This is a genomic window from Pseudomonas parafulva (assembly GCF_002021815.1).
Taxonomy (GTDB): Bacteria; Pseudomonadota; Gammaproteobacteria; order Pseudomonadales; family Pseudomonadaceae; genus Aquipseudomonas; species Aquipseudomonas parafulva_B.
The window spans coordinates 2803013-2815532 of sequence record NZ_CP019952.1 but is presented as its reverse complement, the minus strand read 5'-3'; the positions used below and the strand labels follow the sequence as shown (position 1 = coordinate 2815532).

General features: G+C 61.2%; 9 protein-coding genes, 1 tRNA gene and 1 pseudogene. 5 read left to right on the top strand and 6 right to left on the bottom strand.

Features of this window, described 5'->3' with window-relative positions; genetic code table 11:
* Position 1 precedes the first annotated feature (1 nt).
* Entirely contained in the window at positions 2-1156 is a 1155-nt protein-coding gene (locus B2J77_RS12645; RefSeq protein ID WP_058637379.1) for an HPP family protein, read from the top strand.
* On the opposite strand, the gene B2J77_RS12640 is transcribed toward B2J77_RS12645, so the two are convergent.
* A complete protein-coding gene (locus B2J77_RS12640) occupies positions 1130-1996 on the bottom strand; it encodes a LysR family transcriptional regulator (protein WP_078478781.1) in 867 nt (288 codons plus the stop codon). The genes B2J77_RS12645 and B2J77_RS12640 overlap by 27 nt on opposite strands.
* Before the next feature lie 180 nt (positions 1997-2176).
* On the opposite strand from B2J77_RS12640, the gene B2J77_RS12635 reads away from it, so the two are divergent.
* Positions 2177-4066: a propionyl-CoA synthetase gene (locus tag B2J77_RS12635; RefSeq protein ID WP_078478780.1), complete on the top strand. Its 1890-nt coding sequence runs from the start codon at positions 2177-2179 to the stop codon at positions 4064-4066.
* A gap of 20 nt (positions 4067-4086) precedes the next feature.
* Here the strand turns inward: B2J77_RS12635 and zapE are convergent, their stop codons facing one another.
* Together zapE and B2J77_RS12625 are read right to left on the bottom strand one after the other, a co-directional pair.
* A complete protein-coding gene (gene zapE / locus B2J77_RS12630; protein WP_078478779.1) occupies positions 4087-5175 on the bottom strand; it encodes a cell division protein ZapE in 1089 nt (362 codons plus the stop codon).
* A gap of 120 nt (positions 5176-5295) precedes the next feature.
* Positions 5296-5538, bottom strand: a complete 243-nt coding sequence (locus B2J77_RS12625; protein ID WP_058637376.1) for a DUF465 domain-containing protein — start codon at positions 5536-5538, stop codon at positions 5296-5298.
* A 256-nt stretch (positions 5539-5794) separates the two neighbouring features.
* Between B2J77_RS12625 and B2J77_RS12620 the strand changes: the two genes are divergently transcribed.
* Positions 5795-5869: transfer RNA gene (locus B2J77_RS12620), tRNA-Gln, on the top strand.
* Between the two features lie 156 nt (positions 5870-6025).
* Here B2J77_RS12620 and B2J77_RS12615 read toward each other — a convergent pair.
* The 3 genes from B2J77_RS12615 to B2J77_RS12605 are packed head-to-tail and all read right to left on the bottom strand — an operon-like array spanning position 6026 to position 11147.
* Entirely contained in the window at positions 6026-8413 is a 2388-nt protein-coding gene (locus B2J77_RS12615; RefSeq protein WP_058637375.1) for a hybrid sensor histidine kinase/response regulator, read from the bottom strand.
* Positions 8414-8426: 13 nt separating this feature from the next.
* Positions 8427-8885, bottom strand: coding sequence for a response regulator (locus tag B2J77_RS12610; RefSeq protein WP_027914629.1), 459 nt, complete (start codon positions 8883-8885; stop codon positions 8427-8429).
* A gap of 15 nt (positions 8886-8900) precedes the next feature.
* The gene (locus B2J77_RS12605) at positions 8901-11147 is read right to left on the bottom strand and encodes an ATP-binding protein (protein ID WP_058637374.1); all 2247 of its coding nucleotides are present in this window, start codon (positions 11145-11147) and stop codon (positions 8901-8903) included.
* A gap of 263 nt (positions 11148-11410) precedes the next feature.
* Here B2J77_RS12605 and B2J77_RS12600 point away from each other — a divergent pair.
* Positions 11411-11943 (top strand): annotated as a pseudogene (locus B2J77_RS12600) (spore coat U domain-containing protein).
* A 28-nt stretch (positions 11944-11971) separates the two neighbouring features.
* Positions 11972-12508, top strand: a complete 537-nt coding sequence (locus tag B2J77_RS12595) for a spore coat U domain-containing protein (protein WP_058637373.1) — start codon at positions 11972-11974, stop codon at positions 12506-12508.
* The last annotated feature ends 12 nt before the right edge of the window (positions 12509-12520 follow it).

Here is a 12520-nt window from a genome sequence, read left to right as displayed (position 1 = left end):
CATGCCTGCCTCGCGTACCGACCGTCTTTTGCAGTGGTTATTACCGCCGTCCCTGAACATCCCCCCCACCCAATGGCTGCGCGCCGGTATCGGCGCATTGGTCGGCCTGTTTCTCGCAGGCTGGCTGACGAGCCTGGCGTATGGCCCGGATATCGCCTTGCACCTGCTCGGGCCGTTAGCGGCCTCCGCGGTGCTGGTGTTCGCCGTTCATTCAGGTCCCCTTGCACAGCCTTGGCCAGTGCTTGGCAGCTATACCCTGGCCGCGATCGTTGGCTTGGCAATGCGAGACGGTTTTGGTCCAGGGCTTGGGGTCGCCGCCGCTGCCCTGTGTCTGTCCATCCTGGTGATGTGCTTGCTGCGCTGCCTGCATCCACCCGGTGGGGGAGTGGCGGTCAGTGCGGTTCTGGCCGACCCCGGGCTGACCGCCTTGGGTGACCATCTGCTTGAGCCAGTGCTGCTCAACGCGCTGATTCTTGTTGCGGTGGCTACCCTCTATAACCGCTTGACCGGGGTGCGCTACCCGAAAGGCCCTGCACCGCGTAAGGATTTGCACCACACCCACGATCCGCTGCCCAGTGAGCGCGTCGGCATCCGCGGTGAGGACCTGGATCAGGCGCTGGAAGAGTTGGGCGAGTTTGTCGACGTCACACGCGACGAGCTGGAGCGCATCATTCTCGCCACCGAGCAGCACGCGCTGCAGCGCAGTCTCGGTGGCATAACGGCGGCGTCGGTGATGTCGAAGGACGTGCAGTTCGTCAGCCCCGAGACCACCTTGCAGCAGGCCTGGAAGCTGCTCGACAGCCACCATGTCAAGACCCTGCCGGTGCTGCAGGACGGCGCCTTGGTGGGGATCGTCAGCCTGAGCGACCTGGTAGGCCCGGCCATGCAGCAGGCGCGTTTGAGCTGGCGGGGCCTGTTCGGGCGCAAGCCCGTGCGCATGGCGCAGGTGATGAGCCGCCGGGTCGTGAGTGTCAGCAGCCAGCACCCGCTGGAGCGCCTGTTGCCGCTGCTGTGCGAGCAGGGGCTGCACTGCCTGCCGGTGCTCGACGGTGATGTGTTGGTAGGGGTGGTCACCCAGACTGACCTGATCGCCGGGCTCAAGCGCCAGTTGCTCAGCAGCGCCAATGCCTCAGAGCGTCGGGTCCCAGCGTTGTGACCAGTCGCTGGCCTCGGCTGCGATAAGCCGGCGCAGGATGCCCAGGGCCTGTTGCAACGCTTCGCTGTCACGCTCGCGGGCGTAGACCAGAAAGGTGGGATAGGTGAATTCCGGCGCCTGCGGTACGCGCTCGAAGACGCCACTGTCCAGATAAGCCTGCACCACCCGCGTGCGAAAATAGCCGCTACCGCCCTTGTCGAGGATGAACTGCAAGGCAAGCGGGCCCAGGTTGAAACGCAGCGCCGCACGGGCGCAGTCGGGCAGGGCGGCGTCATGTTGCCGGCGGAAGGCCTCACCCCAGTCGATATAGATGTACGGCTCCGGCCGTTCGACCCGCCGGATTCGCACCAGCTTTTCTTCCATCAGCTGCTCGACCTGCAAGCCTGGCCCGTAGATCGGCTGGTACACCAGAGCAGCGTCCAGCACGCCCATCTCCACCTTGCGCAGCAACGACTCGCCGTCGCTCACTTCGCTGTGGATGCTCTGGCCAGGCAGCTCCTGATACAGCGCCGTGACCCAGTCAAGCATCATCGGGTTACCAAGGCTCACCTCGCCCCCAAGGTGCAGTACCTGCTGGTAGCCAGGCGGCAAGGGCAAGTCGCGTCGTGCCGCCTCCCAGGTCTGCACCAGCTGGTTGGCATACCCGACGAAGGCTTCACCGTGGCTGGTCAGGCGGGCGCCACTTCGGCTTCTTATGAACAGGGTGCAGCCCAGTTGCTGCTCGAGGCGCTGCAACCTGGCGGTGACCGCTGTCTGCGATACGTACAGGCGCTCCGCAGCCGCCACTAGGCTGCCGCTGCGCACGACTTCCAGAAAAGTGCGGGCCTGATCGATGTCCATTGAGGTGCTCACCGTAAAAAACTGGTCGCTATTCTAGTGAGTTCGTCGCCGCATTGAACGACTTTTGCCCACGTTGCAAAAATGCAGGTCGGTTAGGCCATATCGCGTCTGGCGTCTGGGTACAGGGCATCCATACTCAGCGTTCGCCCTTCAAGAACAACAACATCGGGTCAACTCACCATGAGCTATCAGCACAGTTACGCCCAATCCATTGCCGACCCCGCCGCCTTCTGGGCAGAGCAGGCGCGCTCGGTAACTTGGTACCGCGAACCCACCGTAGTCCTCGAGAACAATGCCGATGGCACTCACCAGTGGTTCCCTGACGCAAGCTTGAACAGTTGCTACCTGGCTCTGGATCATCAGATCGAGCAGGGTCGGGGGGATCAGTTGGCGCTGATTTACGATTCCCCGGTGACCGGCACACAGCAGTCATTCTCTTACCTTCAGCTTCGCGAAGAGGTCGCGCGGCTGGCCGGCTTGCTGCGCCAGCTGGGGGTGCAAAAAGGCGATGGCGTCATCATCTACATGCCGATGGTGCCCCAGGCCGCCATGGCCATGTTGGCCTGCGCGCGCATTGGTGCTGTTCACTCGGTGGTATTCGGCGGGTTTGCGGCCAATGAACTGGCGTTGCGCATCGATGACGCGCGCCCGGTGTTGCTGCTGACCGCTTCCTGTGGGCTGGAGTTCGAGCGGGTCATCGAGTACAAGCCATTGGTTGATCGCGCCCTGGCGCTGGCCCGCCACCGCCCGCGCAACGTATTGGTCTGGCAGCGGCCCCAGGCGCAAGCGCCATTGCAGGCAGGGCGAGACCTGGATTGGGCTCAGTCCGTAACCGATGCGCAGCCAGTGGCGCCTGTTGAACTGGGTGCGGCAGACCCGCTGTACATCATGTACACCTCAGGTACCACCGGCAAACCTAAAGGCATCGTTCGCGAGAATGGCGGCAATGCCGTAGCGCTGCACTATGCCATGCGCACCGTCTACGGCATGCAGCCAGGCGATGTCTGGTGGGGCATCTCCGACGTGGGCTGGGTGGTGGGGCACTCCTTGATCGTGTACGGGCCGCTGATGTGCGGCTGCACGAGTGTATTTTACGAAGGCAAGCCCATCCGCACACCGGATGCTTCTGCCTACTGGCGGGTGGTTGAGCAGTACAAGGTCAATGCGCTGTTCTGTGCGCCCACGGCCATGCGTGCCATCCGGAAGGAGGACCCTGACGCCGAACTGCTACGCAAGCATGACCTGAGTTCGTTGCGCCAGTTGTTCCTGGCAGGCGAAAAACTCGATTCCAGTACCCATCAATGGCTGGAGCGGGTAAGCGGCAAGCCGGTGCATGATCATTGGTGGCAGACCGAGACCGGCTGGCCGGTGACTGCGCCCTGCGTGGGGCTCGAGGGTAGCGCGGCAAGAGCAGGGTCGAGCAATCGCGCGGTGCCCGGGTACCATGTGCAGGTGCTCGATGACGACGGCCATCTGGTCGGGCCCAATCACCAGGGCGCGATCGTCATCGCACTGCCGTTGCCGCCAGGCTGCAGCCAGACGTTGTGGGGCGATCACCCGCGCTATGTCCAGGCTTACTTAAGTACGTACCCCGGCTACTACCACACAGGTGACGGCGGTTATCTGGATGAGGACGGGTTCGTCTACATCATGGGTCGCACAGATGATGTGATCAATGTTTCCGGGCATCGTCTTTCCACCGGCGAGATGGAGGATCTGGTCGCGCGTCATTCTGCTGTCGCCGAGTGCGCAGTGATCGGCGTTCACGATGACATCAAAGGGCAGGTGCCACTCGCGTTGGTGGTGCTCAAGGACGGCGCCGGCATTGTGGAGTCGCAGTTGCTCGTCGATCTTGTGGCCAGCGTACGTGAGGAGATTGGCGCATTGGCCTGCTTCAATCAGGTCCGGCTGGTCAAGCGTCTGCCCAAGACCCGGTCAGGCAAGATTCTGCGGGCGGTACTGCGCAAGATCGCCGATGGACAAGCGTACACGCCTCCCTCTACGGTGGACGATCCGGCAGTCCTGCAAGAAATCGAAGCGGTGCTCTCAGGGCTTGCGAGGGCGAGCTAAGACGGCTAGCCCGGCCCCGTTCAGCTTTCGGCGCCGGCGGGGCCCACTTGCTGTAGCTGGCCCAGGCGACTACGCGTGCGCATCAGGTCTGCAAGCGATCCCTCAAGGCTTTCTGCCAGCGGGCGCGAGCCAATGAGAGTCAGTTGCCGGTCCTGGTCGTAGAGCACGTCGACCACGTTGACGAAACGCTGCTGGGCAGCAAGCGAGCATGTCCCCAGGTCGCCCAGGCCTTCGATGATCCAGTGGGAGTATTGCTGGGCAAGTGCCAGGTAATCGATCACGGCTGTGGGCTGCTCGCACAGGTCTTCGAAAGTGAACCTGATCTGGTCGCCCTCAGCGCCCTGTAGGCGTAGCGGACGATTATTGACCATGAGGGTATCGCCCTGGGTCGTCGGCATGTGCAGGGACTGGCGCTGCATATCGGTACCGGGCCAGATGTAACGGCCCTGCGTGAAGCGTTGCAGTGCACGGTTGGCCGGCAGGCTGCGAAAGTCCGTTTTACCGCCGACTTCCTTGATGACCATGCAGTGGTTGATCAGGTCGATCACAGGCTGGAATCGCTGGTGGTAAAGCGGATTGGGCAGCAACCCTTCAGGTGCGTAGTTGCTGGTGAGCACCAGCAATGTGCCCCGTGCGAACAGGGCCTCGAATAACCGCGTCAACAGCATGGCATCCCCAATGTCATGCACATGAAATTCATCGAAACACAGGATGTCGTTCTGTCCGATCAATTCGTCGAGCGTGATGCCGATGGCGTCACCACTTGCCTGGTGGCGATGCACGCCCTGATGCAAGCGGGCGAAGAAATCATGGAAGTGCCAGCGCAGCTTGGCTGGGCTGGGCACCCACTGGAAGAAGCCATCGAGTAACCAGCTTTTACCACGACCGACCGGGCCGTGCAGGTACACGCCCGTAGCGTGCCCCGCTCTGTGCTGTTCAACCTGCTGCGATATGCAGGTGATGGCCTGACGTTGACTCTCGCTAAGCGTAAAGCCGCATCGGCGGGCCTTGTCATCGAAAGCGCCAGCCAAGTCATTACTGGGCGCTGCTGCACAGTGACTAAAGCGCTTGCCAAGGTGGCGCAGCGGGGCAGGTATCCAGGCGGGCAAAGGCTCGTTTCCTTGTAACAGACGGTAGCGAGAATCTTGCACTAGCCTTGGCTGTATGACCAATCGAGAAAGTGACCGTCAGTGATCACCTGCTGCGATAGGTCACCGCACCCGGGCACCTTATGCCTTGGGTTGCAGTTGACGCTCGATCATGTACTTCACGGTCAACCGGCGCTCCTTGAGACGGCGAAGGTCTTCGTCCTCGAAATTGCCTGCCGAGATGGATTCGGCCGCCAGCACCTGGTTGTCAATGTCGACATATTCGTCGAGCAAGCGGTCCAGGGCTTTATCGGTCTGACGGCGTTGTTGAACGATTTCACGAGGGTAGTGCAGGTCTTGATACAGATCGTGTGAAACAGGCATGGCATCCTCCAGAAGCATGACGGTGGCGATAACCATTGGAATGAAGGTTTGCGATTGCGTTGACGAGAAGGGGCAGGAATGCGACGAACGGTATTGCCGCATTGTTGCTGACGACTAACTCGCTGTTTTTCGGTAATTTTTTTAACAGAGGGCTTCCCAAGCTCCAACATTGTTGATAAAGTGCCGCGCATTCCAAGACAACAACGCGTTGTCAGTTACTTGGAGTTGTCAGAGCAGCTTCAGCTGCATCCGATACAGGGGCGTCGCCAAGCGGTAAGGCAGCAGGTTTTGATCCTGCCATGCGTTGGTTCGAATCCAGCCGCCCCTGCCATTTTCTACATTTCTATTTTCAGTGCATGGGCTACCGGCGCTGAATTCGTCGTTTCTGAGATTCGCAATTTTCCGGCAGATTTCCTTTGATCGAGAGGCGCATCCTGCAAAGCGCCTCTTTTCAAAAGCCGTCCCTGGCGGATCCTCAACCTATGCGTCAGCTCGCTGTACCCAGCATCTCGTTCAGTGCCCTGGCAAGTTCGTCAGCTTGTACCGGCTTTTGAATGACCAGGCTATCGGGCAAGTCCAGCCCTTGGAGCTCCGCATAACCCGTCAGGAACACCACGCGCAGGTTGGGGTAGCGCTCTCTGGCCGCCATGGCCAGCTGAGCGCCATTGAACTCAGGCATGGCGAAGTCGGTGAGAAGCAAGTCGATATCATCGTCCAGCAGGGCCAGTGCCTGCTCCCCGCTGTGTGCCTGGCGAACCTGATACCCATACTGACGCAGGACATCGCCTAGCATGTCGCGCACCAGATGGTCGTCATCCACCAGCAGCACATTACGGTTGTAGCCGCTCTCGGTGATGGTATGGGTCAATGGCAGCGGTTCCGGTTCGCTCACGACCTGATCCTTCACCGCAGGCAAATAGACGGCCACTTCGGTGCCTCTACCCGGTGCGGTATCAATGCGCACCCCGCCGCCCGACTGCTTGGCAAACCCGAAGACCTGCGCCAGGCCCAGGCCGGAGCCCTTGCCGATGTCCTTGGTGGTGAAGAACGGTTCGAAGACCTTGGCCAGTACCTCCTCGCTCATGCCGCACCCCGTGTCGCGGATGCTCATCATGACGTACTCGCCAGGGTCTGGATCTTCCGGGCGGCGTGGCAAGTCATCGATGCGCGTGTTGCGTGTGGACAAGGTCAGCTGGCCGCCCTCGGGCATGGCGTCGCGGGCGTTGATCGCTAGGTTCAGGATGATCATCTCGGTCTGGGTCGGGTCCGTAAGCGCCTGCCAGAGTGATTTGTCCAGATCCAGGCGTACAGAGACATTGCCGCCCAGGGTGCGGCGTAGCAGTTCTTCGAGTCCATCAAGCGTGCGGTTCAGGTTCAGCGGCACGGGTTCGAGCCGTTGGCGCCTGGAAAATGCCAGCAATTGCGAGGTCAGCTTGGCGCCGCGTTCACCCGCTTCCCTGATGTGAGTAAGCCTGGTTCGTGCCTTCTCGACATCGGCTTTCACCAGGTCGCGCTCCAGAAAGCTCGCCCCAGTCAGGATCACAGTCAGCAAGTTGTTGAAGTCGTGGGCCACGCCCGCGGTAAGCTGGCCCACAGCCTCCAGACGCTGCATCTGTTGCAGGGCGGCCTCGATACGCTCACGCTCGCTGATCTGTTCGCGCAGGCGGGCATTGGCCTCGGCCAAACCCATTGCCGTTTCACGCTCACTGGTAATGTCCCGCGCGACCACGTAGAGCAGGGTGTCCTCGGGTACCACAACCCACGACAGCCAACGCTGCTGGCCACCTGCGTGAAGAATCCGGCCCACAAACCGCGCGCTGGTGCGCCCATGGGCCAGGGACGCCAGTTCGGTTAGCAGCAGTTCCTGATCCGCCTCTGGTAGCAGGTGCAACAGCGACGACTGGCTCAAACGTTCACGCGAAAGGCCCAGACTGGCTTCCCAGGCTGGGTTTAGCGCCACCGGTGTCAGGTCGTGGTTGAGCACGGCCAGCAGGTCCTGGGAGAGCTCCCAGGCACGGTCGCGCTCGCGGGTACGTCGTTCGACACGCTCGCCGAGCATTTCGTTGAGTTGGCGCAATGCCTGGGTGGCCACGCGCTGGGTGTGAACATCCTGAAGAACACCTGAAAAACGTACGCACTTGCCGTCGACGAACTGGCTCTGGCCACTGCTCAGGACCCACCGGGGCTCCTGGCCATCGGGCGGCACGATGCGAAACTCCATGCGATAGTTGCCGCCACTTTCCGGGAGCATGGCCAGGTCGACAGCTTTGCGAACCATCTCCACGTCGTCTGGATAAATGCCAGCGTAGAACACCTCCAGGCTCATCTCGGTGTCCAGCGGCAGGCCGAACATTGCCTTGCAGCGTTCATCCCACGCCAGCACTCCCTCTTGGGGCCTCAAGTCCCAGGTCCCCATGCCCGCAGCGTTGATAGCAATGCGCGCGCGTGCTTCCACCTCCGCCAAGGCCTCTTCGGCGCGGCGTCTGCGCTGGCGCTCCTGCACCTCGGTGAGTGCACGGCGCACTGCCTTGGGCAACAACGGCAGGTTTTTCTTGAGCACGTAATCGGTGGCGCCCAGGCGGATCATCTCTACCGCATGTTCCTCGCCGTAGATACCGGAGAGGAAAATGAAGGGCACATCAGGGGCCAGGCGTTGGGCGATCGAGAGCACTTCGGTGCCGGATGACCCAGGCAATACGCAATCACACAGGATCAGGTCATAGCGCCCTTCGCGAAGGGCATGCTCGACGCCGTTGTGATCGAAGACCAGGTGAGACTGGATGCGCAGACCGCTGCGCTCAAGGCGCATCAGGGTGAGCTCGGCGTCCATCGAGCTGTCTTCGACCATCAGTAGATTCAGCGGGGTAGACTGCATCGTGGTGCAGGCCTCAGTTGCCGCGACGGTTCAGGCGCAACGAGCCGGGTGGAGGCTCGTTGAGTACCGCCCAGAAGATGCCCAGGTCGGAAATGGCGGCAACGAATTCCTTGAACTCGACGGGTTTGACCACATAAGCGTTGACGCCCAGTTCGTAGGCGCGCAGCAGGTCGGGTTCTTCGCGGGACGAGGTCAGCATCACGGTCGGAATACTGCGCAGCTCCGGGGAGGCACGCAGCGCCTTCAGTACCTCCAGCCCATCGACTTTCGGCAGCTTGAGGTCGAGCAAAATCACGGCAGGGTTGCCGTCGTCGCGGTCGGCGTAGGCCTCGCGGCGCAACAGGTAATCCAAGGCATCTGCGCCGTCGCGCAGCACGATGACTTCGTTGGCCAACTGGCTGCGCTCCAGTGCCAGGAGTGTCAGCTCCAGGTCCCGAGGGTTGTCCTCGACCAGCAAGATGGGTTTGAGCATGATAGGTGCGGTACCTCAGTGTGTCGCGGATGGGCGCGGTAAAGTGAAATGAAAACTGGCGCCTTTGTCGATCTGGCCTTCGGCCCAGACACGGCCATCGTGCCTTTCAATAATGCGGCGAACACTGGCAAGGCCAATGCCCGTGCCTTCGAAATCCTCCATGCGATGCAAGCGCTGGAAGACGCCGAACAGCTTGCTGGCATAGGCCATGTCGAAGCCCACGCCATTGTCCCGGATACAGACCTCGGTCTCGGTTGGGTGCTGCACTGCTGTGATCTCGATGCGGGCAGGTGTCCGTCCACGGGTGTATTTGATGGCATTTGCCACCAGGTTGTTCAATGCCAGGTTGATGAATGCCGGGTCGCCGTAGGCCCGGGGCAGCGGCGCGATGTCCCAGATGATCTCACGCCCGGCGTAGTCGGGTGCCAGTTCAGCGCGAATGGCTTCGACCAGAGCGTTGAGGTCCACTTCCGACATGCGCAGGGCAGAGCGGCCCATGTGCGAGAAATGTAGCAAATTGTCGACCAGGTTGCCGGCAAAATGCGCCGCTTCGCCGATGTGTTGCAAGAACCTTTTGCCCCGTTCACTCAAACCGTCGCCTTCCATTTCGCCCAGCAATTCCGTATACCCCGCGATATGGCGCAAGGGCGCCCGCAGGTCGTGGGAAACACTATACGAGAATGCCTCGAGCTCCTTGTTGGAGCGGCGCAATTCGTTGGCCATCTGCGCCAGTTCTTCAGCCTTGCGCAGCACGATACCCAGGACCGCATTGCGCAACTCCATTACGCCCTCGATGACCAACGGGTCCCAGGGTGCACAGTAACCGTGCAGTTGCTCCTGCCAGCGTTCGAAACTATGGCGAGGCGCGAGGTTGCCCAGTGGTGCGACTTCCTTGGTAGGCTGCCCAGCCCATTGGACGCTACGCACCTGTTCGGGGCGGAACCACAGCAGGTAGTGCGAGTGGATTTTAGAGATGGCCACTGCCAGTACGCCGCCGACATGCTCGGCCAATTCGGGCAGCTCGCTGACGTCACGGCGTACATTATCCGTCTGGAAAACATCTTCACCTTGGCGGGCTAGCCAATGGACCAGCGCATTGACCTGTGCCTCTGGCGGGACAGCTCCGATCAGCTCGCAATGCTCGGCAGAAATGATCGCAGCGCCTTGAGCACCTGCAAACGCCAGGAGCACATCGGGCAACGTACGCAGGCCTTCGCTGACACTATCGTGGTCGGCCATGGAAGAAATCATCCGCACGATGTACCGCCGCAACTCCAGTAACTGGTGAGTGCGGGCATGGGCTTCACGGGATTCGATCTGCAGGGACAGGACGCTGGCCAGCAGTTCACAAGCGGTACGTGTGCGCAGGGCCACCGATCGCGGTTGTGCGTGATGGCACGAAATGAGTCCCCACAGTTTGCCATCCACCACGATGGACAATGACATCGATGCCAGCGTATCCATGTTGCGCATGTATTGCAGGTGCACGGGCGATACGCTACGCAAGCTCGTGAAGCTCATGTCCAGCGGTTTGCCGGTGGTTGGGTTGAGTGGCGGTATCAAGGGAGACGGCTGATAGTTGGCATCTTCGATGACGCGGATGCGGTTGACCCGATAGAGCTCACGCGCCTGACGCGGTATGTCCGAGGCAGGGAAGCACAGGCCCAGGAAACTTGGATAACCTGCGTCGGCAACCTCGGCCAGTACCTGGCCATTGCCCTCGGCATCGAAGCGATAGGCCTTGACCCGTCCGAAGCCGGTCACGCGCTTGAGCTGAATCACGGTCTGCTGCAACAACTCTTCCAGGCTGCCCGCCAGGTGCAGGCTGCTGACGAAGGTGCGCACCAATGGGTAGTAATCACCTTGGGCCGTCAGGTCCTCGGGCACTCTGTGCGGCTCGAACTCGACGATTAGCACTTGATCGTGCCGGTGTACCAGCAGATGGAGCTCCTTCCGGCAAGGTGCCGTGTCGTGCAAGCGCACATCACCGATATGGAAAGGAAAGACCTCGTCCTCCGGCAGCCTCGCCAACTGCTGGCGCAAGTCAAAGCCGGCCTGGACGATTTCGCCGAAGTTGCAACCGAGCACCGATTCGGCGGGCGTTCCCAGCCACTGCACGATGTTTTCACTCGCCTGTAGGACCTGCAGATGCTCGGGGTCGAGCACCAGAACAAAACCGTGAGGCTGAACGCTACCCGGCACTTGAATGGGCTCTTGAGCGCAGCGTTCGATCGCCTGTGCAAGGGTTCGGTCGGTGGTCATCGAAGAAAACGCTCCTGTCATTTGGGACCCTGCATGCCGCAAGAGTCTGGGGCAGGATAATGGTGATATACCCTATCAGAATATCGCCTCGCCTGCCGTGCTTGGCCGTTGAACCCACTTTGCATGAAGGCTGCTTCGCGCTGTCCAGATCTTGCCATGGCCGTTACTGCTTTTTTGCTAATACCAAAAAACAGGCGTGTCGGCCGGTTCGAAGGTGAGCCCGCTGCTAGGCTTGAAACGAGTGTTGAAGCAGGGACGCTAACGTGAACAATCGCTTGTTTGCCGCGCTTGTGGGCCTGCTGCCAGTCGGCAGTGCCGTGGCGGCAGATTTTCTGGTCGAAGTGAGGGTGTTGGTGGAGCGCGGCTGCATGCTCGTCAACCCTGCCCGGGAGGCGGGAGCACAGGCACTCGGGCGCATCGACTTTGGTGCAGTGTCACGATTGGATGGCCCGCAAGCATCTCGAAGTGGAACGCTGTTGGGGCCTTCAGTGCCGCGGCTGGAGTGCAACCCGGACACGCCCTATCAGGTAAGCGTGGACGCTGGCCAACATGGTGGGAGCGGAGCGGAGCGGTGCGGTTCCTAGCCATGTCAGGCTCCAGCGCCAGGCCCATTCCCTACCGGTTATTTCGTGATGCGGCCGGGCGGCAGCCGATGTTGGTCGATGAGCCGCAATCATCACGGGTGCCTGGCAGCGGCTGGGTCGACCTGCCGTTGTACGCGAGGCTGGACAAGCTGGCCTGGGCCCCTGAAGCAGGGCGGTATGCCGACATGCTCAAAGTGACGGTCACCTGGTAGGTCAACCCATGCACAAGGACGTGAGGCCATGAACCGTTCCTCGATGCTGCTGCTGACCCTTGGTCCCTTGATCGTACCGGGCGGGGCGGCGCACGGCACCAGCACCGGTTTCATCCAGGCGCAACTGATCATCAGCGCTGCTTGCCAGATCAGCAGCGATGAAACGCAACCGGCGACACTGGCCAACCCTGGATTGATGGATTTCGGTGCCCGAGGCCCCAATTGGGAAGAGCCCGTGCGCAGTCGAGTGGATGACGTCGGCACCCAAGGCAGCTTGCAGATCAGCTGCACGCCTGAAGTGCGTGCGTTCAGGGTGAGCATCAATGCGGGCATGAACGGCGACGACGGGATACGCCGCCTGAGCAATGGGCGCGAGTTGATCCCTTACCAACTGGCCGTCGATCCTGCTGGCCGCAGCCACTATCCGGTCGGCCAGGCTCGGCCCTTCGTCATCAGCAGCACCCGGCAGATGCCCATTCCCATCTATGGCGTGCTGGTCGCACAGCCTCGTGCGCTACCCGCTGGCCTGTATCGCGACACCCTCAGAGTGACCCTGGACTGGTAACCCATCAAGGAG